15 protein-coding genes are annotated in these 21,633 nt (G+C 58.5%); 8 read left to right on the top strand and 7 right to left on the bottom strand.

Annotated elements, in window-relative coordinates; translation table 11 throughout:
* Positions 1 to 93: 93 nt before the first annotated feature.
* Entirely contained in the window at positions 94 to 345 is a 252-nt protein-coding gene (gene grcA3 / locus PMW70_RS03880) for an autonomous glycyl radical cofactor GrcA3 (RefSeq protein ID WP_006234861.1), read from the bottom strand.
* An 85-nt stretch (positions 346 to 430) separates the two neighbouring features.
* Complete coding sequence (pflB, locus tag PMW70_RS03885) at positions 431 to 2,482, bottom strand: formate C-acetyltransferase (protein WP_055310750.1); 2,052 nt, start codon at positions 2,480 to 2,482, stop codon at positions 431 to 433.
* Between the two features lie 550 nt (positions 2,483 to 3,032).
* Here pflB and PMW70_RS03890 point away from each other — a divergent pair.
* The 4 genes from PMW70_RS03890 to PMW70_RS03905 all read left to right on the top strand — a co-directional run bounded on the left by PMW70_RS03890 (position 3,033) and on the right by PMW70_RS03905 (position 9,314).
* The gene (locus PMW70_RS03890) at positions 3,033 to 3,482 is read left to right on the top strand and encodes a MarR family winged helix-turn-helix transcriptional regulator (RefSeq protein WP_271743936.1); all 450 of its coding nucleotides are present in this window, start codon (positions 3,033 to 3,035) and stop codon (positions 3,480 to 3,482) included.
* The gene (locus tag PMW70_RS03895; protein WP_271743937.1) at positions 3,479 to 5,845 is read left to right on the top strand and encodes an ABC transporter ATP-binding protein; all 2,367 of its coding nucleotides are present in this window, start codon (positions 3,479 to 3,481) and stop codon (positions 5,843 to 5,845) included. Before PMW70_RS03890 ends, PMW70_RS03895 begins: the two co-directional genes overlap by 4 nt.
* Positions 5,845 to 7,701 (top strand): ABC transporter ATP-binding protein, encoded by a 1,857-nt coding sequence (locus PMW70_RS03900; RefSeq protein WP_271743938.1) that lies wholly within the window; start codon positions 5,845 to 5,847, stop codon positions 7,699 to 7,701. Before PMW70_RS03895 ends, PMW70_RS03900 begins: the two co-directional genes overlap by 1 nt.
* Before the next feature lie 581 nt (positions 7,702 to 8,282).
* A complete protein-coding gene (locus PMW70_RS03905) occupies positions 8,283 to 9,314 on the top strand; it encodes a 3-deoxy-7-phosphoheptulonate synthase (protein WP_117779462.1) in 1,032 nt (343 codons plus the stop codon).
* A gap of 335 nt (positions 9,315 to 9,649) precedes the next feature.
* On the opposite strand, the gene PMW70_RS03910 is transcribed toward PMW70_RS03905, so the two are convergent.
* The 4 genes from PMW70_RS03910 to PMW70_RS03925 all read right to left on the bottom strand — a co-directional run bounded on the left by PMW70_RS03910 (position 9,650) and on the right by PMW70_RS03925 (position 15,976).
* The gene (locus PMW70_RS03910) at positions 9,650 to 10,855 is read right to left on the bottom strand and encodes an agmatine deiminase family protein (RefSeq protein WP_118334297.1); all 1,206 of its coding nucleotides are present in this window, start codon (positions 10,853 to 10,855) and stop codon (positions 9,650 to 9,652) included.
* 368 nt (positions 10,856 to 11,223) lie between these two features.
* Positions 11,224 to 12,654 (bottom strand): APC family permease, encoded by a 1,431-nt coding sequence (locus PMW70_RS03915; protein ID WP_271743939.1) that lies wholly within the window; start codon positions 12,652 to 12,654, stop codon positions 11,224 to 11,226.
* A 309-nt stretch (positions 12,655 to 12,963) separates the two neighbouring features.
* Positions 12,964 to 15,201: an FtsX-like permease family protein gene (locus PMW70_RS03920; RefSeq protein WP_271743940.1), complete on the bottom strand. Its 2,238-nt coding sequence runs from the start codon at positions 15,199 to 15,201 to the stop codon at positions 12,964 to 12,966.
* Positions 15,191 to 15,976, bottom strand: a complete 786-nt coding sequence (locus PMW70_RS03925) for an ABC transporter ATP-binding protein (RefSeq protein ID WP_118259853.1) — start codon at positions 15,974 to 15,976, stop codon at positions 15,191 to 15,193. The genes PMW70_RS03920 and PMW70_RS03925 overlap by 11 nt, the downstream gene beginning before the upstream one ends.
* 140 nt (positions 15,977 to 16,116) lie before the next feature.
* Between PMW70_RS03925 and vsr the strand changes: the two genes are divergently transcribed.
* The 3 genes from vsr to PMW70_RS03940 all read left to right on the top strand — a co-directional run bounded on the left by vsr (position 16,117) and on the right by PMW70_RS03940 (position 19,213).
* The gene (gene vsr, locus PMW70_RS03930; RefSeq protein ID WP_271743941.1) at positions 16,117 to 17,106 is read left to right on the top strand and encodes a DNA mismatch endonuclease Vsr; all 990 of its coding nucleotides are present in this window, start codon (positions 16,117 to 16,119) and stop codon (positions 17,104 to 17,106) included.
* A gap of 497 nt (positions 17,107 to 17,603) precedes the next feature.
* Positions 17,604 to 18,533: an AraC family transcriptional regulator gene (locus PMW70_RS03935; protein WP_158556493.1), complete on the top strand. Its 930-nt coding sequence runs from the start codon at positions 17,604 to 17,606 to the stop codon at positions 18,531 to 18,533.
* A 56-nt stretch (positions 18,534 to 18,589) separates the two neighbouring features.
* Complete coding sequence (locus PMW70_RS03940) at positions 18,590 to 19,213, top strand: HAD family hydrolase (protein ID WP_271743942.1); 624 nt, start codon at positions 18,590 to 18,592, stop codon at positions 19,211 to 19,213.
* Between the two features lie 322 nt (positions 19,214 to 19,535).
* On the opposite strand, the gene PMW70_RS03945 is transcribed toward PMW70_RS03940, so the two are convergent.
* Entirely contained in the window at positions 19,536 to 20,393 is an 858-nt protein-coding gene (locus PMW70_RS03945) for a class II fructose-bisphosphate aldolase (protein ID WP_022095149.1), read from the bottom strand.
* 335 nt (positions 20,394 to 20,728) lie between these two features.
* Here PMW70_RS03945 and PMW70_RS03950 point away from each other — a divergent pair, with 335 nt between their 5' ends.
* Positions 20,729 to 21,532 (top strand): DeoR/GlpR family DNA-binding transcription regulator, encoded by an 804-nt coding sequence (locus tag PMW70_RS03950; RefSeq protein ID WP_271743943.1) that lies wholly within the window; start codon positions 20,729 to 20,731, stop codon positions 21,530 to 21,532.
* The last annotated feature ends 101 nt before the right edge of the window (positions 21,533 to 21,633 follow it).

Genomic DNA, 21,633 nt, shown 5'->3' on the forward strand with positions numbered 1-21,633 from the left:
CGCGAAGCGCGCAGCGGAGCCCTTTGCATGTCCGAGGACGTTTTGGAAAATAACCCAAAACCGGCCCGGCGATCCTGCGGGAGTTAAACCCCTTTAGAACTTGTCGTGGAAGGTACGCGCAATGACCTCGTCCTGCTGCTCCTTGGTGAGCGTGTGGAAGTTCACGGCATAGCCGGAAACGCGGATGGTCAGCTGCGGGTACTTCTCGGGGTGAGCCTGAGCGTCGAGCAGCGTCTCACGGTTGAAGACGTTGATGTTCAGGTGGTGGCCACCCTTCTCGGCGTAAGCGTCGAGCATGTGGACCAGGTTATCGGCCTGGGTCTCGGAAACTTCAGAAACCTTCATAATGTGTCTCCTTCGATTAATAGGCGCCGGCCGAAACCGGCGCGCTAATCAGTAATCGTTATTGTTAGTATAGCACTAACAATAGTTACTCGCCCAGCTGATCAAGGTCGATATCGCCAAAGAACACCTGGTCCTCCTTGCCGAGCGCACTCGGGATGATGGAGAAGGTGTTGGAGATGCCGTCCTGAGCATCGCGGAACGGGAGCTTGGAAACCGAAGACAGCGAAGCGATGGCGCCATGGCTATCGCGCTTGTGCATGGGGTTAGCACCCGGGGCGAACGGCTGGCCAGCCTTGCGGCCGTCGGGCGTGGAGCCGGTCTTCTTACCGTACACGACGTTGGAGGTAATGGTCAGAACCGAGGTCGTGGGCACGGAGTTGCGGTAGGTGTCGTTCATGCGGATGTACTCCATGAACTGGTGCACAACGTCGTGAGCGATCTGGTCGACGCGGTCGTCGTCGTTACCGTACTTGGGGAACTCGCCCTCGGTCTCGAAGTCGACGATGATGCCGTTCTCGTCACGGACGGGGTGGACCTTGGCGTACTTGATGGCGGACAGGGAGTCAGCCACGACGGAAAGGCCAGCGATGCCCGTAGCGAACCAGCGGTGCACGTGCTTGTCGTGCAGAGCCATCTGGATACGCTCGTAGCAATACTTGTCGTGCATGTAGTGAATGATGTTCAGCGAGTTGACGTACACGCCAGCGAGCCACTTCATCATGTCGTTGTACTTGGCCACAACGTCGTCGTAATCGAGCGTATCGCCCTCGACGGCGCGATACTTGGGGCCGACCTGCTTCTTGGAGACCTCGTCAACACCGCCGTTGAGTGCGTACAGCAGGCACTTGGCCAGGTTGGCGCGAGCGCCGAAGAACTGCATCTCCTTGCCGATGCGCATGGAGGACACGCAGCAGGCAATACCGTAGTCGTCGCCGTGATAGACGCGCATGAGGTCGTCGTTCTCGTACTGGATCGAGGAGCTGGCGACGGAAGTCTTGGCGCAGAACTTCTTGAAGTTCTCGGGCAGACGGGTCGACCACAGAACGGTCATGTTGGGCTCGGGGCTGGTGCCCATGTTCTCGAGCGTGTGCAGGTAGCGGTAGCTCATCTTGGTAACGAGCGTACGGCCGTCAACACCCATGCCGCCGATGGACTCGGTGACCCACTGCGGGTCGCCGGTGAACAGGGCCTGGTACTCGGGGGTACGGGCAAACTTGACCATGCGGAGCTTCATGATGAAGTGATCCACGAACTCCTGGATCTGCTCCTCGGTGAAGGTACCGTTGGCAAGGTCGCGCTCAGCGTAGATGTCGATGAACGTAGAGGTACGGCCGATGGACATAGCGGCGCCGTTCTGCTCCTTAACGGCAGCGAGGTAGGCGAAGTACATCCACTGGATGGCCTCCTGCGTGTTGGTAGCAGGGTTAGAAATGTCGAAACCATAGGTCTCGGCCATCATCTTGAGCTCGCCGAGGGCGCGGATCTGCTCCTGCAGCTCCTCGCGATCGCGGATGTTGTCGGCGGTCATGACCGTCGGGGTAGAAGCCTTCTGGGCCTCCTTGTCCTTGATCAGGTAGTCGACGCCGTACAGGGCAACACGACGGTAGTCGCCGATGATGCGGCCGCGGCCATAGCCATCGGGCAGACCGGTGATGATGTGAGCCGAGCGGCAAGCGCGCATCTCGGGGGTGTAGACATCGAAGACGCCAGCGTTGTGGGTCTTGCGCTCGAAGGTGTAGCGCTCGACAACGTTCTCATCGACCTTATAGCCGTGCTGGCTGGCAGCCTGGCAAGCGATGCGGATACCGCCGTTGACGTGCAGCGCGCGCTTGAGCGGCTTGTCGGTCTGGAGGCCGACGATGGTCTCCTTCTCGCGGTGGGCGTTATCGATGTAGCCAGCGGGGTGGCTCACGATACCCGTGACGGTCTTGGTGTCCATATCGAGGACACCGCCCTGCTCGCGCTCCTTAAGCAGCAGGTCGAGAACCTCGCCCCACAGCTCCTTGGTACGCTCGGTCGGGCCGGCGAGGAACGACTCGTCGCCCTCGTAGGGGGTGTAGTTCTTCTGGATGAAGTCTCGGACGTCAACCTCTCCCGTCCAGATGCCTTCCTTGAAGCCTTCCCATGCCTCCTGCATTGTGTAACCACGCTCCTAGTTACGTGTAATGCGGCGCTCTCTCACACCGCTGCTTATTGAATTCTTGAATGTTCGGCTTGCACTACCGGCTTCTTCCGTTCTTCACCACACGTTGGTGCAGAGAAAAACGTTTGTCCACCTTGGAACTACAACCCAAAACCCAAGATTTCACCCGTTTGAGAAGGATAACATAGCGACCCTCTCCATCTGGGCTGTTATATGTTTCTTTTTTTATATCATAAGGACGTTTTTTACAAACCCGCAGGAAATGCGAGCGCGAACAACTACCGTTCACCGATTTGTATGTTATTTTTCCTTGCCTTTGTACGACGTTCACTCTAGCTGTTATGCCAGCTTTAGCAGGGTAAAGTACCTCTGAGTAGGCTTTAGGACATGTCTAACGATCTGCCCCTAACTTTGCTGGCACCGCCGGTGTACGGAGGTCGCCTAAAGGTAGTTTTCTAGGCATGTCCCAAAATCTACCGCATAGGGTACGCGTGCAAGGGTATCATCTTTCACCGAAAATAGTTTCTAGTGTTAGGGGTTTTCGGTGGAAGATACCGATTTCCATGAGCTTGGGCGTCAGCTCATAACTGAGTTTGGCAGCATGCATCAGCGCATTTCGCACTTTGCGGACAAAACTCTCGGCGGCGAGATGGCTGTCATGCGCGCCCTCATACTCGCTGGCGGTTCGCTCACGCCGAGCGAACTCGCTAATCGCGCTTGGGTCTCGAACGCCCGCATCGCCAATATCCTACGCGCTCTCGAAACCAAGGGCTGGGTTGAGCGTGAGCACTCAAAGACCGACCGTCGTCGCGTACACGTCACGGTAACCGACAAGGGATTCCATGATCTCGAAATCAAACGTCGGGAACTCGAGGACCGCACCGCGGCCTTCCTCGAGCAGCTCGGCGAAACAGATACCCAAGAGATGGTGCGCCTTCTAAGGCGTTTCAACGAAATTATCGACCGCAATCAAGAAAGGAGAGATGCCGAGTGAGGATTCTCAAGCTCTTTAAAAAACATATCCTGGCACTGTTCGCAGCTATCGTACTTATCGTAATCAGCTGCAACGCCGATCTGGCGCTGCCTACCTATATGAGCGACATCGTCGACGTGGGCGTGCAGCAAGGCGGCATCGCCTCGCCCGTGCCCGACACCATTCGCGCCGAATCGCTCGACGACCTCGAACTCTTTATGAGCGCCAAGGATGCCAAGACGGTAGAGGCTGCGTTTGGCAAGGCGGACAAGAACGGCATCCGCACGTACAAGGGCACCGAGGACGAGCGCGCCGACGGCAGCAAGATTGCCGACATCATGAGCCTGCCCGAGACCGTCGTTCTTTCGCTCAACCAGGGCATCGACGCCAGTTCCATGGGCGACATGATGGGCACGTCCGGCGAACAAGACAACAGCACCGCCCAGGCCATGCCCTCCCCCGAGCAGATGGCGGCGATGACGCCCGAGCAGCTCGCCGAGATGCAGCAGAAGGCCGCAGCGGAGCAGAATATGCAAAAGCAGATTGATGCCGACGGCGGCAAGATCAACATGAAGAGCCTGCGTTTGGGCGTTGAAGGCGGCCTCATCGACCAGGGCAAGCTCGTCGAGGGCGCCAACGAGATGGCTGACAAAATGGGCTCCATGTCGGGCTCCATCGTCACCCAGCGCGCCGTGAGCTACGTACAGGACGAGTACAAGGCGCAGGGCATCGACCCCGCCGACGTGCAGAACGCCTACCTGAGCCGCATGGCGACCACGATGTTTGGGCTGTGCCTGGTATCGCTCGTCGCCACCATCCTGACCGGTGCCGTGGCATCGCGCACCGCCTGCTCCATCGCACGTGACCTGCGCCGCGAGACCTTCAACAAGGTTATGCACTTCTCGCCGGCCGAGGTGGGCAAATTTAGCCAGGCCTCGCTCATTACCCGCTGCACCAACGACATTCAGCAGATCCAGATGGCCGCAACCCTGTTTATCCGCATGTGTCTGATGGCCCCCGTCATGGGCATCGTCGCCGTCATGCGCGTCCTGGCCAACCATACCGGCCTGGAGTGGACCATCGCCGTGGCCATCATCGCGGTTTCGGCCGTCGTCGGCGTGCTTATGGGCCTCACCATGCCCAAGTTCAAAAAGATGCAGAGCTTTGTGGACCGCGTGAACCTTACCGCCCGCGAGCTGCTCGACGGCCTTATGCCTATCCGCTCGTTCAACCGCGAGGAGCATGAGCTCGAGCGTTTTGACAAGGCTTCGCTCGACCTGATGACCACGCAGCTCTACACCAACCGAGCCATGAGCTTTATGATGCCGCTCATGATGCTCGTCATGAACTGCATCACCGTGCTTATCGTCTGGTTTGGCGCGCAGGGCGTGTCCGACGGCGTGATGCAGGTCGGCAACATGATGGCGTTTATCTCCTATACCATGCAGATCGTCATGGCGTTTATGATCCTCACCATGGTTTCGGTCATCCTGCCCCGCGCCGAGGTCGCAGCCGAGCGCGTGGAAGAGGTCATCACCTGCTCCACGAGCATCAACGACCCTGCCTCGCCCAAACTGCCCGCAGCCAGCGCGCCGCGCGGTGAGCTCACCTTCCGCGACGTGAGCTTCCAGTACCCCGATGCCCGCGCCGATGTCATCAGCGGTGTGAACTTCACCACGCACGCCGGCCAGATGCTCGGCATCATTGGCTCCACGGGCTCGGGCAAGTCCACGCTCGTGCAGCTGATTCCGCGCCTGTACGACGTCACGGGCGGCAGCATTTCGCTCGACGGCATCGACGTGCGCGACATGACCCTTTCCGAGCTGCGCCGCCGCATCGGTTACATCCCGCAGCAGGGTCGCCTGTTCTCGGGCACCGTTGAGAGCAACCTCAAGTTTGCCGGCGACATGGTGAGCGATGATGACATGCACCAGGCAGCGCGCATCGCACAGGCCGAGGACTTTATCGCCGAACGTGAGGGCGGTTACGACTCCCCCATCAGCCAGGGCGGCTCCAATGTCTCGGGCGGTCAGCGTCAGCGCCTGGCCATCGCCCGCGCCTTGGCCAAGAAGCCCGAGGTCGTGGTTTTCGATGATTCGTTTAGCGCGCTCGACTACAAGACCGACGCGCGCCTGCGCGAGGAGCTCGCCAAAAACGTCACCGACGCCGCACTCGTGGTCGTGGCCCAACGCATCGCGACCATCATGCACGCCGACCAGATCATCGTGCTCGACGACGGTCACGTAGTGGGCACCGGCACGCACGAGGAGCTGCTGCACGGCTGCCCGGCGTACCTGGAGATTGCACAGTCGCAGCTTTCCGCCGAGGAGTTGGGGCTTACCCAAGAAGAAATTGCAGCCGTCATGGAAGGAGGCGAGCGCTAATGGCAGACGAGACCAAGACTCAGATTCCCAAGCCCACCCGCCAGCGTGGTCCCATGGGCCGCATGGGTGGCATGCGCCGCGGCGAAAAGGCCAAGGACTTTAAGGGCACCATGAGGCAGCTACTCGGCTATATCGGTCAGCACAAGATTGCCGTGTTTGCCGCCGTCACCTTTGCCGTGTGCTCTGTCATCTTTAACATTGTGGGACCCAAGGTGCTCGGCCAGGTTACGACTAAACTGTTCGAAGGCCTGGTCTCCAAGGTCAACGGTACCGGCGATGTCGACTTTGCCTGGATCGCCAAGACGCTCGGCTTTTTGCTCTGCCTGTATCTGGCAAGCTCTGTTTGCAGCCTCATCCAGGGCTGGCTCATGACCGGCGTCACGCAAAAGATTTGTTATCGCATGCGCAAGGAGATCGCCGCCAAGATCGCCGTCGTGCCGATGAGCTATTTCAACGGCCACAGCAAGGGTGACGTGCTCAGCCGCATCACCAACGACGTCGATACGCTCGGCCAGTCGCTCAACCAGAGCGTGACGCAGCTCATCACGTCGGTGACGCAGATTATCGGTGTGCTCGTCATGATGCTGTCGATCAGCCTGCCGCTCACCGGCGTCACCGTGCTCACGCTGCCGGCAGCCGCGATTATCCTGACCGTAATGATTCACTTCTCGCAGCCGTACTTCCGTGAGCAACAGCAAGTCCTGGGCACCGTCAACGGCATTATCGAGGAGGACTTTGCCGGCCAGAACGTCATTCAGGTGTTCGACCGCGCCGAGGCCTCGATCGAGGAGTTCGACCGTCAAAACGACCGCCTCTTTATTAGTGGCTGGCGCTCACAGTTCCTTTCGGGTCTGATGATGCCGCTTATGAGCCTGGTGGGTAACATGGGCTACGTGGGCGTCGTCGTGGTGGGCGCGCAGCTCGCGCTGACCGGCAATGCCACGCCCGGCGACATCCAGAGCTTTATCCAGTACGTTCGCAACTTTACGCAACCCGTGCAGCAGCTGGGCAACGTGAGCAACACGATGCAGTCGATGGCCGCCGCCACCGAGCGCGTCTTTGAGTTCCTCGCCGCGCCCGAGGAGGAGCAAAAGGCCGACGCCCAGATTCCCGAGAAGCGCCCCGGCCACGTTGAGTTCGACCACGTCAAGTTTGGCTACACGACCGACAAGACCATCATCCACGACTTTAGCTGCGAGGCGCAGCCCGGTCAGACCATCGCCATCGTCGGCCCCACCGGCGCCGGCAAGACCACGCTCATTAAGCTGCTGCAGCGCTTCTACGACGTGGACGGCGGTTCGCTGCGCGTCGAGGGCGTCGACGTGCGCGACTGGGACCGCGCGGCACTGCGCGGCGAGTTTGCCATGGTGCTGCAGGATACCTGGCTGTTTAACGGCACCATCCGCGAGAACATCCGCTACGGACGTCCCGATGCGACTGACGCCGAGGTCGAGGCCGCCGCGCGCGCCGCACGCTGCGACCACTTTATCCATACGCTCGCCGGCGGCTACGACTTTATGATCAATGAGGAGGGCACCAACCTGTCGCAGGGCCAGCGCCAGCTCGTGACCATCGCCCGCGCCATTTTGGCCGACCGCCCGGCGCTGATTTTGGACGAGGCGACCTCCAACGTCGATACCCGCACCGAGGAGCTCATCCAGCGCGCCATGGATGCGCTGATGCAGGGCCGCACGAGCTTTGTCATCGCGCATCGCCTGTCCACGATCCGCAACGCCGACGTAATCTTGGTGATCCGCGACGGCGACATCGTCGAGAAGGGCACGCACGACGAGTTGCTCGCCCAAGGCGGCTTCTACGCCGACCTGTACAACTCGCAGTTCGACGAGGCGGCGTAAAACCGGCGGCAAACAACCGCAATACCCAAAAACGGGGGGCGCAGAATGAACTGTGCCCCCGTTTTTTGTTCTGTGGCCCTCGAACCGCCTCCCCCGGGACCTGATTAACGGCCTCCCTCAAGGCCCCGTGGACAAAAAATGGCAAATATGAGTACTGTCACCTTTTTAGTAACAGCCAAAACTGCCCCAAATGCCGTTTTCACAGCTTACACGCGTCCCTAAATTGATCAAACAGCCCTATAGCGAACTTATATGTGTTTACGTTAATGAACATATTTTGCTGTTATGTCTATTATTTTGCGAAGGCAATATGATACTAAGATAGCAACCGTACTCATATTTGGCATTTTTTGCCCACAGGGTATTTCCTGGGGAACCGACAACAGCCTTAGGGTCCCGCGCGGCGCCGCTCCCTCCCGGCATCCGCCGACGTTTACCCAGATAAAACCTGCCAAAATAAACCTGTCCCTTTTTGGTAGGTTTCGGGGTGACAAGGGCTTGCACTTTAGCGTGCGACAGCGGATAATGCCGAGCATTCGACAATACGCTTTTTGCTCTTTCTATAGATTGAGGAGACCCCTATGGCCATGGAATTCAAACGCAGGCTGCCGATCCCCATGGAGATCCGCGAGGAAATGCCGCTTTCTGCCGAACTTACCGCCAAAAAGCAGGCATTTGACGCCGAGGTCGCCAAAGTCTTTACCGGCGAGGACGCACGTAAGGTGCTCATCATCGGCCCGTGCTCTGCCGACCGCGAGGATTCGGTGCTCGAGTATATGAACCGACTGGCCAAGACCGCCGAAGAGGTCAAGGACAAGCTCATCATCATTCCGCGCGTCTACACCAATAAGCCGCGCACCAAGGGCACCGGCTACAAGGGCCTGCTGCACAACCCCGACCCCGAGGCTCCCGACGACCTGCTCGAGGGCGTCAAGGCCATCCGCCATATGCACCTGCGCGTTATTGAGGAGACGGGCTTCTTCACCGCCGACGAGATGCTCTATCCGTCCAACTACCAATACCTCGTTGACCTGCTGAGCTATGTTGCCGTGGGCGCACGCTCGGTCGAGAACCAGGAGCATCGCCTGGTGTCGAGCGGCATTTCGGTACCCGTCGGCATGAAGAATCCCACTGCCGGCTCTACCACCGTTATGCTCAACTCCATTTACGCCGCGCAGGCGCACCAGAGCTTCATCTTCCGCAACTGGGAGGTCGAGTGCGACGGCAACCCGCTCGCACACGCCGTTATGCGTGGCTACATCGGTCTCGATGGGCGCACCTACCCCAACTACCACTACGAACACCTGGAACGCCTGGCCGAACGCTATACCGAGCATGCCGGCTATGCCAATCCGGCAGCGGTCATCGACTGCAACCACGACAACTCGGGCAAGCGTCCGCTGGAGCAGTATCGCATTTGCAAGGAGGTGCTCGACAGCTGCCGCCGCAACGAGTCCATCTCCAAGCTGGTCAAGGGCTTTATGATCGAGTCCTACCTGGAGGACGGCAACCAGCCGGTCGACGGCGGTGTCTTTGGCAAGTCGATCACCGACCCGTGCCTGGGCTGGGAAAAGACCGACTACCTCATCCACGAGATCGCGGAACGTATTTAGAGTTACGGCGTTTGCCAAACGCCGTAACGGCTCGATGCTGCAAACCCGCCAGGGCGGCAATCTGCCTTTCAACTTCGGCGGCATGATCAAAAGATCAATGCCGCCTCGTTTCAAGGCACCTTGCTCGCTCTGGCGGGTTTTCGCTGACGTTTTTTCGACCTGCATTGTTGCCAAGGTTGGCACCAATGACTAATGCGGTAACTAGCTACGTCGGTCCGCTTGACCGGCTGGGTTTCTGAGGTGCGGCAGATTCCCGCGAAAGAGGAGGGCATAGACCTTAAGGGTCATGCCCGACGATTGAAGGGCAAGGTGCCGTGCCTCGGGAAGACAGACAGTTACGCCGAGGGCTCCTGCTGCGTAATGCAGTGGATATTTCCACCACCGAAGACGACCTGCTCGGACTGAACGCCGACGCACTTGTAGACGCCCTCGCCCCAGACCTCGTCGTAGATCTTCTGGAGTGTGTCAACGGCAAGCTGATCGTTCTCGTCGCCGTACTGCGGGACGATAACGCCGTGGTTGGTGACCAGGTAGTTCATGTAGGAGGCAATCAGCGGCTCGTCGGCAACGCGCGGCTCGGCGTTCTCGTCGGCGTCGATGGTGTCGCAGGAAGCCTGGTCCATGAACAGCGGGTTCACAGGCATACAGAGCTTGTAGACCTTCATCTTGCGGCCCTTGGCGTCAACGGCGTTGGAGAGAGTCTCGTAGACAGCGTGGCACTGCTCGTAGAACGGATACTCGGGATCGTCGGTCCAGATGCAAGCCATGACGCCCGGAGCGATGAACGTAGCGACATCATCGATGTGGCCGTTGGTCTCCTCGGGGTCGATGCCCTCCTTAACCCAGATGACCTTCTCGACACCCAGGTAATCCTTGAGGTGCTCGTCCATATAGGCGCGAAGTTCCTCACTCCAGGGCTCAAACTTCTTGTGGAACTTGGGCCAGATGGACTCGGGATCCTCTTCCTCCTCCAGAACCGCAGAGCAGGTGCGGCCCGGGGAAAGCAGGCACTGGTCGGTCACGACCACGGTGCCTTCGCCGTCGACGGTGATGGAACCGCCCTCGAGGATCATGTCATCGGGACGATAGCGACGGCAGCCGGAAAGCTCAGCCATCTTAAGGGCAATCTGCTCGTCCTTGTCCCACGGGAAATAGAGGCCGTCGACGAGGCCGCCGTAGGCGTTGAAGTGCCAGTGGTTGGCGCGCTTATCGCCCTTGCCATTGATAACAAAAGTGGCAGCGGTGTCGCGGAACCAAGCGTCGTCGGTGGTCATCTCGATAACGGTGACGTTCTCGTCTTCCTCAAAGGCGGCCTTGCAGTTGGCGTAGTCGGCCTGGTTGGCGCACATGGTGACCGGGGTGAACTCGGCGATGGCGCGAGCGATGGCGGCATACTGCTTCTGAGCCGGCTTGGCACCATGGGCCCAGGTATCGGTGCGATGGGGCCAGCCCATCCACACGCGATCCTGTGGGGCGAACTCAGCAGGCATAAAGAAGCCATCGGCCTTAGGGGTGGACTCGGACTCGGTGATCGTACGCATAAGATTTCCTCCAAATCGAACGATCGCTTGCTGCGGGCGGGTTACCCGCAGCCTAAAACCAAGAGATGGTAGGCGCCCGTTCCCCGGCAAAGGTCGGGGCGCCTGGCACCGGTTTTCACGGATGTCGCACCGGCAAGCGACGACGTAACCCGGTGCGCGGAGACAAAACGCACGAAGGATACGGAAGAGAGATTGGGGCGGGCGGTGGTTACCGGAGCAATAGCTCACACCCACCTCAGAGAAAGGTTAGCAAACCTGTTGCTTGGGCACGCCTCCGAAGAGGCTAGAACGTCCCGAGTCGGGAGCGACAAGCCCGACGAAGCGTACGTTGGTACGCGAGGAAGGTTGGAGCCCCGAATCCGGGTGCTCTAGTCCTCCTCGGACTCCTCAGCGAGGCGCTGAGCAGCCAGCTCGGGAGTGAGACCCTTGTACTCGGTCTCGCGGCCCTTAGCACTGACGACGCGGACAACCTCGCCAATAAGCAAGAGCACGATGAAGATGACGATCATCGGGACCTTATCGCCAATCTCATCGACAGAGAACGGAATCAGCGTTGCAACGATAGCCAGAATCAGCTCGATGCAGGGAATAGCCAGCATGACCTTCATCTTGGCGCCCTTAAACGGGAACGTAAAGATACGCTCACGGTTGGGGTCGTTCTTACGAAGGTTGAGGAATGCCGGGAACATCGGGATGTAGGTCAGCAGCAGGAAGACAACGGAGGTACCGAAGAGCATCCAGAAGACACCGTTGGAGATGGCGTCGATGGGAACCAGCTGCAGGCACAGCACCAGGGAGGCAACGATGGCGTTGACCAGGTTGGCGCCGTTGGGCATGTCGTCATCCGAGATCATCGAGGCGAAGACCTTGGGCATGTTGCCATGCTCGGCAGCATAGCGAGCAACGGAGTTGACGCCGAAGGACCAGGCAGCCATGTTGGCGAACAGCGTGATCAGGAAGGCGATGCAGATGACCTTAAAGATCATGGAATCGCCCACAATAGTCTGGACAGCGTAAATCATGCCGTAGTCGGGATCGATGGAATCGGCCGACACAGCAGCGCCGATGCCAAAGCCAGCGAACAGATAGATCACGGCGATGGACAGGCCGCCGACGATGATAGCCTTGGGGATATCGCGAGCGGGATCGGCCATATCGTCGGTCATGGTGCAGATGACCTCGAAGCCCATGAAGTTAAAGATGATGATCGACAGGTAGCCGAGCGCGTTGGTGTTGGTGAGCTCGGGCAAGAAGGTGACAGCGGACATATCGTTCGCAAAACCGTTATCCATGGCGTACCAAATGCCCAAAGCGCCGACGATAACGGCAACGGCGACCTTGATGATGGCGCCGCCGTTCAGGACCCACTCGGAGTCGGCAGCCTTTGAGCGACCCATAAGATAGACAATCCACACAAAGGCAAGGTCGATACCAATCTTGGCAATCAGATTGAACTCGACGCCAAAGACCATGCCCAAAATGTCCGGGAACATAGTGGCCAGCGAGGCAATCCACAGCGGGTAGTTAACCCAGTAGTAGTACGAAATGCGGGCGCCCCACTTGTCGCCCAGGCCATCGCGTACCCAGTCGTAAATGCCGCCCTCACCGTCATAGGTAGTGCCGAGCTCGGCAACGACCATGCCATAAGGGAGCAGGAAGGTCAGAATCAGGAAGATCCACCAGAAGAACTGCTGGTTGCCAATGGCAGCAGCAGGTGCGGCGGCCTCGCAAACGAAGACGACGCAGATGATGGTCGAGATGACCGTCAAGAAGGAAAGCTTTTTCTTTCCGTCGCTCATGATGAGCTCCTTCGCTCAGTCTTGGACAAATCGAGGTCCTTAAGATATTAAGGCAATTGCCGGGCCTCGGTGAGCGGGCGACAGGAGACGAGCATCCGCCGCCCGCAAACGTGCTTCTACGATGAAGTTACGCGGTTTTACCAAACCGCGTAACGGCTCGACGCTGCAAACGCCCCTAAGCGGCAATCTGACGTTCAATCGTCGGTCGCGTACCGAAGTACGCTTCCCTCCTCTTTCACGTCACCTTGCTCGCTTAGGGGCGTTTTCGCTGACCCATGCTCAACCTACGATAATTCCAAGCTGAACGAGTTACTCGCTATAGCGGGTGGCGATGGCGGCTCGCACCATGCCGGTGCTCATGAGGTAGGTCACCAGGAAGTAGCCACCGTATGCTGCCAGGAAGATTGCACAGGTAAGGCCGACGGTGCCACCGATGCTCATATTTCCGAAAATGCTCACCAGCTCAATGATCACCTTAAGTGCCACAAAGGAGTGCGCCAGGCCCACTGCCAGCGGAAACAGGAAGAATACCGCTTGCTGCGCCATCACCGAATGGCGAATCTGGCGGTCGTCACAGCCGATCTGTGCCAGCACACGATAGCTGCGGCTGCCGTCGGCCACATTGGAGAGCTGCTGGATCGATAGGATTGCCGCGCACGCAACGACCAGCACAAAGCCAATGTAGATGGCCAGATAGCTAATCATGCCGTTCATCTGCGCTGCTTGCGTGTACATCTCGGAACGCGTGATGAAGACTCCCCATCCCCCCGGCTCCTTGCCGTCAACGAGCAGATTGTCGAGCAAGGTGTATTTAATGCTCTCGTCTGCCTCGGTCGTATCCATACCCTGTTTGTAATTAACGAGCAGATTACTGGAATACGGTTGCAGATTAAGCTGGGACAGCAGCTCATCGGCTACGACCACGGTACCGGGATTGCTGCCCATCGCCGAGTTGGCGATGGCCGCCGTGTCCTCGTCCGACTTATCGGTTGCGGGCTTGAGCGTATGCCCGCCCAAGGTTAGGGCATGGCCGCCAGCCATATACTTGGTGTACAGGTCGCCCAGCTCACCGCCCATATCACACGTGAGCAGATACTGGTCGCGGCCAATGCTCACCGGCTCCTCGCCCATCATCTGGCGCAGTTTGTTGTACTGGCTCGCCGGCGTCACATACAGACCCATCGCATCGGCGTTGCTTCCCTCGAGCGCCTTGGGAAGCTTTTCGCCCATGGCCTTGCACATCTCACCCGCCACCACCGAGGGGCCCGAGCCGCCAAGCGGATAACTCAGATACGAATCGATCTGCACATGCTCACCGGCAACATCGGCGATATTGACCTTCTTGCCGGTCTCGTCGTTGTTGTCCGCCGACTTGCCCTTAATACCGTCTGCAACGTTATCGGGATCTTTACGATCGCCATGCCATGCAGCGTACAAATCGACCGTTGCATCGGCCAGCACCATGCGATCGGCCTCAGACGGATTGACATACTCCTTGTAGTAGTCGAGCGTTTCGGGCGTGTAATAGACATACGTCTGAGACACGTCAACAGGGTTATAGCGCTCCAGATTCTCGTTCATCACATTGGCAATCGACATACCGCAGGTCACCGAGGTAATGGCCAAAAACAGAATCATCGCGATGACGCCCATCGAAAAGCACACCGTATTGACCTTGGCCGAAAGCTGACGCACGGTAAACATATTGAGGCCGCGCCAATACACGCTGCGCAGGCTCTGCAGCAGCTTGATGAGCATGCCCGAAAGTCCCCAAAATAGGGCAAAGGTACCCACCGTAACCATGGCCGTGGTGATACCGAACTGGTTCATGGCCTCCTGCAGCTTACCCTCCGTCGCGGTGAGCGGGAACCCATCACGTAGCAGACGGTAATAGGCCACGCCCACAAGCACCACGCCCACAGCAAAGATGGCAATCGCAATCCAGGGGTTGCGCGTCTTGATGCTCTCGTTGCGCCGCTCGGCGCCCATAAGCTCGATGAGCTTGGTACGGCGCACGGCGCGAAGGTTCAGCAGTAGCGTAAGCACAAACATCACGAGCATGCAAGCAAGGGTCAGGTTGAACGCATGCACCGAGAAAAAGAAGTGGAAATTAGCGATCTGTGTCTTAAAGAGCGAGGCCGTAAAGAATGTCATGAGCTGGGAGAGCCCCACGCCCAGCACAATGCCGGCGACAAAGGCGCCGACCGAAACGATCACGGTCTCGAGCGCCATGATCGTGGCAACGCGACCGCGCCCCATACCGAGCACCTGGTACAGGCCAAACTCCTTTTTGCGGCGTTTCATAATGAAGTTGTTGGCATACACCATCAAAAAGGCCATGACGCCGGCCAAAAAGTACGTCAGGTGGCCGAGCATGCTGCCCATGAGCTCGGACAGTCCCTCCTCCTTGATGCCGGCAATGTCGACCTGCATCGAGACGGTATTGAAGGCATAGAAGACCGTGACACCCAGGGTGAGCGTCAGCAAGTAGACAAGGTAATCGCGGCCGGCGCGGCGGACGTTGCCCCAAGCGAGTTTACAGAGCATCGGAGCCCTCACCGCCCATCATGGCAACGACCTCCATAATGCGGTCGAAGAACTCTCGGCGGTCGGTGTCGCCGCGGCGCAGCTCGGTGAAGATCTTGCCGTCGCGAATAAACAGCACACGGCTCGTGTAGCTGGCGGCAAAACTGTCGTGCGTAACCATGAGCACCGTGGCGCGCAGGCGGCGGTTAAGGGCCTCCAGGCTCTCGAGCAGCAGGCGGGCGCTCTTGGAATCGAGGGCGCCGGTGGGCTCGTCGGCCATGATCATGGTGGGGTCGGTGACGAGCGCGCGAGCAGCGGCGACACGCTGCTGCTGGCCGCCGGACATCTGGTAGGGATACTTGTCGAGCACCTGGCTAATGGACAGGCGCGCGGCCACATCCTGCACGCGGGTCGAGATTTCGGCCGAGTTTGTGCGGGCGATGGTGAGCGGCAGGGCTATGTTCTCGCGTGCCGTGAGCGTATCGAGCAGGTTGGAATCCTGGAAGATAAAGCCCAGCTCCTCACGGCGGAACTGCGAAAGCTTGGCCTGCTTCATGCGCGTCACGTCCTGGCCGTTGATGCGAATGGTGCCGCTCGTGGCGGCATCGATGGTCGACACGCAGTTGAGCAGCGTCGACTTGCCCGAGCCCGAGGCGCCCATGATACCGACGAATTCGCCGCGATTGACGGTAAAGCTGACGTCGTTGAGCGCACGGGTCACGTTGCCCAGCGCTCCATATACCTTTTCGAGATGCGCGACCTCCAGTACTGGGGTCGCCATGTGCGTGGTTTGCATACCGAGTCCTTTCTTGCGATTAGTCTACGGCATCTATAGTCGCAAGAAGCCGAGTCGGCTACCATCGATATGGCTTACGCTTGCCTTACCGTTGTGTAAGGTAGTGCAGGGAACGTTTTGATGTTGAGGAAGGACTCCTGTTGAAGACTGTTCATGTTGCCGCTGGGATCATTCGCAAGGAAGGATCTGACGAGCTGCTTGCCGTGCAGCGCGGCTACGGCAACATGCAGGGACTATGGGAGTTCCCGGGCGGCAAACTTCTGCGCGGCGAGACACCCGAAGACGCCGTGCGCCGCGAGCTTATGGAAGAGCTACAGGTAAAAGTCACCAACCTGCGTGATTTTTACACCGTTGAGTATGACTACCCCGATTTTCATCTCTCAATGGAGTGTTACTACTGCTCGCTCGCCGATGAATCCGATGAGCCCCAGAAGCACGACCGCCAGCTCGATATCCGCTGGATTCCGCGCACCTCGCTTGCCACGGTGGAGTGGATGCCCGCCGACAAGGGGCTCATCGATGCTCTGATTGAGTTAAAGGAAGACCGGCTTGAGGCCAACGGCAGCACCAACGACGCCGAGACCGCCACGGCTGACGAGTCTGCCGCCAAATCCAAGCGTAAACCTAAGCGCCGCAGCAAAAAGCGCCCCAAGCCCGGCCTGCTGGACGGCATCGACACCTCGGACCTTTCCGCCGACGAGAGAGAGCTCGTGCGCCGTCGTGCCGCGATAAAAAAGTCCATGAAGGGCAACAAGCGCTCCAACACCAAGCCCGAGCTGCTCGTACGTCAGCGTCTACGGGCCGCAGGCCTTACGGGCTATCGTTTGGAATGGAAGGTTCCCGGCAAGCCCGACATCGCCTTTCCCGGGCGCAAGATCGCCATCTTCGTCAACGGCTGCTTTTGGCACCGCTGCCCCAAGTGCAACCCTAGCCAGCCCAAGCGCAACGTTGAGTTTTGGGAGGCAAAGTTCCGCCGCAACGTCGAGCGCGACCGCGCTGCCGTGGCAGCACTCACTCAAATGGGCTGGACACCCATAACCATCTGGGAATGCGAGCTCAAAAAAGACCGCATCGACGCCACGATGGAAAAGGTCATCGAGCAGGTGCGGGCTGCAGAGCCGCAGCGCTAACAGCGAGCATCCACACGCTCCGCACGTCCGCGCCACATCCACGTCACAAACCTTAGAAAGCCCTTAAGCCCAAAACCTTTCAAGAGTGTTACTCGATACCTCTGACCTGCAGTTTCACCGTAACATCAAACCAGGTTAAGCCTTTCTTTAGCGCTTCTTTGCAGCAGCCGCGGCATAATACTGCCAACGCACGGGACCTAGCAGCACACCCCGTGCGCAACCTTTTGGTGGACATCGAGGAGGCCGCATAAGCATGCATTCTTCCAATGACGCAGCACAGCGGCCATCCCTAAATCATGCAAACCTTTTCTCCTTCCCCCCGACACAGAGAAACGGCCTCCTCGACTCCCCCACCACAAAAGCCAAGCGCTCAGCCGATCAGAGCCTCAACTTACGAGCTTCCTTCGAAAAGCTCCAAGCATCCCTAGACAAGGCGTTCCCCGAACAGGCAAGAGCAATCTAAGCCCATCGCGCTTTATACTGATGCCATGCGAAACATGGATCACATAGAATTGCACCGCGGAGGACGCGAGGAAGCGTTTCCCGAGACCGCCGAAGACTGGCCCTATATTGCCGAACGCGCAGAATTCGCTCGCTATCCGGGCAATTCCGTCCCCTGGCACTGGCATTCCGAAGTTGAGCTTTTCTACATGGAGCAGGGAGCGATTGACTATCGAACGCACGCGGCTCATGAGCACGTACGCTTTGAGGAAGGGTCCGCCGGCTTTATCAACGGCGGCGTTTTGCACAGCACGCTGCAATCACCCAATTCGGCGCCAGCCATTCAAATGCTGCATATCTTTCAGCCGTCGATGCTCGGCGATCCCGCGGGACGTCTCCAAAAGCGCTACATCAACCCATTGCTTCAATGTCGAGGCGTCGATGTGCTCAAATGGTCGCCCACCAATCCCGACGATATGCCCTTTATCGATTTGCTGAAGAGCTCCTTTAGCCACGACCTTCAACAGCCGCAGAACGAGATGGCGCTTCGAAATAGTTTGTCAGAGCTCTGGATTCAGATTAACGCCAAGACCGAACCGCTCTTTTCTTCCGACGGCGCCTCTTGGATGACCAGCCGCGACGTACAGTTCAAGGCAATCCTGGACTTTATCCGCGCAAACTATGCAGCCGCTATAGATGTGCCCCAGATGGCATCTGCAGCCGGCGTAAGTGAAAGAGAGTGTTACCGCATTATCGAAACTTGTGCAGGAACGACCCCGGCGGCATATCTACGCGCATACCGCATAAACCGTGCTTGCGAACTTTTGGCACACACCACGCGAACGGTACAGACAGTCGCGCGCCAATGCGGATTTATAACAGCAAGCCATCTTGGCCAGGTATTTAAAGAACAAATGGGGTGCACTCCTTCGAGCTATCGAGCAGCGAGGCAGAATCTCGATAGCACCAGGCAGAAATCCCGCTAGCCCTTCTTCTGTCACTGCATCAAACTTGCAGGCAAACAACAGAGAGGAGCAATCATATGAAGCACTTTGACCATATCGTATTTGACGTTGATGGGACATTGGCAGATACAGAAGAAAGCGTTCTGTCATCGCTTGTCCAGATTGTCCAAGAAGAGACCAGCAAAACGCTTCCCCGACACGAGCTTGACTTTGCCCTCGGCATACCCGGCAAGGATGCCCTTGAGAAACTTGGGATCTACTCGCAGGCAACGTTGGATCGCTGGTGCCAAGTTGCCGCCAGCTTTAAAAGCACCATCAGCGTGTTTCCAGGTTTGCTTGAAGTCATCGCAACACTCGCCGATAGCGGCTGCAAACTTGGCATCGTCTCCTCACGTGCGCGCGACGAATACGCAAAAGAAATTGCACCCCTTGGTTTCGATAAGTATTTTGAGCACATCATCCTTGTCGAAGACACAATCGAACATAAACCCGCACCCGCACCCATGCTCGAATATCTCCGACGTGCGGGCGCGAATCCTGGCAACGTCGTCTACGTTGGCGACACCGTCTACGACGAACAATGCGCAACTTCAGCAGGGGTCAGTTTTGCCCGAGCAGCATGGGGATCACACCAAGATATCCCAAACGCCACCTACAACCTCAAAACCCCCAACGACCTACTAACCCTAACAACCAAATAACTCACGCGTCCCACCCTTTCAGCCCTAACGCCACAAGGGCGATTGAGCAGGGCGGCTTGGGCGGGCCCCCGCACTTAGTTTCCAAAATCATTCCGCAGCGCGAAGGCTTCTTATTATTTTCAGACCTAACACCACAAGGGCGACGACCTCGAGCAGGTCAACTTGGGAGGGACGAGGGCTTAGTTCCCCAATCTTTCCGCAGGGGGCAAAAAGCCTCGCCGCACGAAGTGCGCAGCGAGGCTTTTTGCATGCCCGAGGACGATTGGGGAACTAAGCCCTCGTCCCTCCCCGGGATATGTAGCGAGTCGGAGTACCCTTGCTGTTACTCTGCTTTGCCCACAGAGTTGAGGTTGGTCATGCGGATCTTAACCAGCTCGGTGATCTCGCGCATGCCCTCCTTGGCCGGCTTCTTGGGGTCGAAGCAGGCAGGGTTCTCGGCCATGTAGGCCATGAAGCCCTTGGTGTAGGCCTGACGCAGCTCGGTAGCGTAGTTGACCTTGCAGATGCCGTTCTTCACAGCCTCGGCAACCTGCTCATCGGGCACACCGGAGGTGCCGTGCAGAACCAGCGGCACGTCGACGGCGTCGCGGATGGCCTTGACCACGGACTGCTCGATGTGCGGATCGCTCGTGTACACGCCGTGGCTGGTGCCAACGCCAATGGCCAGCGAGGTGCAGCCGGTTCGCTCGACGAACTCCTTGGCCTCGGCCGGATCGGTGTAGGGGCTCTCGCCCTCAACCGCGGGACCGTCGTCCTCCTTGCCGCCAACCTTACCGAGCTCGGCCTCGACGGGCACGCCCATGGCGCGACCAGCGTCGGCAACGGACTTGGTCAGGGCGATGTTGTCCTCGAAGGACTCGTGCGAACCGTCGATCATGACGGAGGTGTAGCCCGTGCGGAAAGCCTGCATGCAGCGGTCATAGCCATCGCCGTGATCGAGGTGCAGAGCGACGGGCACGGAAGCGCGCTCGGCGGCAGCCTTGACCATGCCGTAGAAGTAGTCCAGACCAGCGGTCTTGATGGTGCCCGGGGTGGTCTGCATGATGACGGGGGACTTGGTCTCCTCGGCAGCAGCCAGAACGGCCATAACAAACTCGAGGTTCTCGACGTTGAACGCGCCGACGGCGTAGTGACCGGCCTGAGCGTCCTTGAGCATCTTTTCGGTGGTAACAAGTGCCATGAGCGTTTGCTCCTCTCCCTCGCCCGCATCTGGACATCGGGCGTACGTGTCCGCAAGGCGTTTTACCTTGTGTTTTGCTGCGCCCATTGTATGAAAATCGCATCTGTCGCATGTACGAGATATCGCCGGCACGCAGGCCAAAACGCTCGTTTTTGAAAAGCAAACGGAAGGGATTCAGGCTAAATTCCCCTATCCGACATTACCGTTTTCAAGCGAATCATCTTTCTTTTATAGAAAAGATAAGTAATCGAAAGGCGTTTACTTGCTCAGAAAGAAAATGAACGAAAATAGACTCAACACAATTCCTGCAAATTTAGGTTGAGGATGGAGCAGCTATGGCCCACGCAACAACCCGAGCTTTCGCCGATGAGCGACGCGCCGCCATCATGGAGATGCTTGAACATAACGCCTCTGTGCAGGTGGCAGAAATCGCCCAGACCTTTGGCGTGTCCTCCGTTACCGCCCGCGCCGATCTAGACGCGCTCGCCGAGTCCGGCAAGCTGCGCCGCACGCATGGTGGCGCTGTGTCGCTCCACAAACGCCTAACCGTCTCCACGCAGGATCGCCGCATCAACGTCAACGTTGCCGCCAAGCAAGCCATTGCCCAAAGCGCTATCAGGCTTGTTAACGACGGCGACACGGTGCTTGTCGACTCCGGCACCACGGCACTCGAGTTCGTTCGGCTCCTCGACCAGCGCGACGGCATCACCGTCATCACGGCCGACATTACCATTGCCGATTACATCGACGAGAGCATGCCCTCGGTCGATGTCGTCATGCTGGGCGGAGCGCTGCGCAAAGGCCATCGCTATCTGTACGGCCCACTTACCATGCAGGCGCTCCAAATGGTCCATGCCGACCTTGCCGTCATGTGCCCTGGCGCTTTTGTTCCCGGCTGCGGCTTTACGACCGACTTTCCGCAGATGGCCGAGACCAAAGCGGCTATGGTCGGTGCTGCTCGTCAAAGTGTCGCCCTCATGGACGCCAGCAAGGTCAACGGACGCGGCATGTACCGCTTTGCCGAGCTGACCGACGTCAACGTCATCGTGATGGACCGTGACCCCGATCACGCCGTCGCCACCTCAATCGCCGAGATCGTCGACAACGCCCGCCCAAATCTCCTCATCGCCGGCGCTTAAACAAAAACCACCACAAAGGGGACAGTGAACTGCGCCCCGAAACTTGGACTGAATAAATAGCGACTACGCCGCAAGGGCCCGGTCCCGGAACTCCTCCGGCG

The organism is Collinsella aerofaciens, assembly GCF_028209625.1.
In the GTDB taxonomy this organism is placed as follows: domain Bacteria; phylum Actinomycetota; class Coriobacteriia; order Coriobacteriales; family Coriobacteriaceae; genus Collinsella; species Collinsella aerofaciens_AM.

Bases quoted from the DNA above. Each gene is read 5' to 3' on its own strand.
- grcA3 (WP_006234861.1), bottom strand. From the start codon at position 345: ATGAAGGTTTCTGAAGTTTCCGAGACCCAGGCCGATAACCTGGTCCAC.
- pflB (WP_055310750.1), bottom strand. From the start codon at position 2,482: ATGCAGGAGGCATGGGAAGGCTTCAAGGAAGGCATCTGGACGGGAGAG.
- PMW70_RS03900 (WP_271743938.1), top strand. From the start codon at position 5,845: ATGGCAGACGAGACCAAGACTCAGATTCCCAAGCCCACCCGCCAGCGT.
- PMW70_RS03905 (WP_117779462.1), top strand. From the start codon at position 8,283: ATGGCCATGGAATTCAAACGCAGGCTGCCGATCCCCATGGAGATCCGC.
- PMW70_RS03910 (WP_118334297.1), bottom strand. From the start codon at position 10,855: ATGCGTACGATCACCGAGTCCGAGTCCACCCCTAAGGCCGATGGCTTC.
- PMW70_RS03915 (WP_271743939.1), bottom strand. From the start codon at position 12,654: ATGAGCGACGGAAAGAAAAAGCTTTCCTTCTTGACGGTCATCTCGACC.
- PMW70_RS03920 (WP_271743940.1), bottom strand. From the start codon at position 15,201: ATGCTCTGTAAACTCGCTTGGGGCAACGTCCGCCGCGCCGGCCGCGAT.
- PMW70_RS03925 (WP_118259853.1), bottom strand. From the start codon at position 15,976: ATGCAAACCACGCACATGGCGACCCCAGTACTGGAGGTCGCGCATCTC.
- PMW70_RS03935 (WP_158556493.1), top strand. From the start codon at position 17,604: ATGGATCACATAGAATTGCACCGCGGAGGACGCGAGGAAGCGTTTCCC.
- PMW70_RS03940 (WP_271743942.1), top strand. From the start codon at position 18,590: ATGAAGCACTTTGACCATATCGTATTTGACGTTGATGGGACATTGGCA.
- PMW70_RS03945 (WP_022095149.1), bottom strand. From the start codon at position 20,393: ATGGCACTTGTTACCACCGAAAAGATGCTCAAGGACGCTCAGGCCGGT.
- PMW70_RS03950 (WP_271743943.1), top strand. From the start codon at position 20,729: ATGGCCCACGCAACAACCCGAGCTTTCGCCGATGAGCGACGCGCCGCC.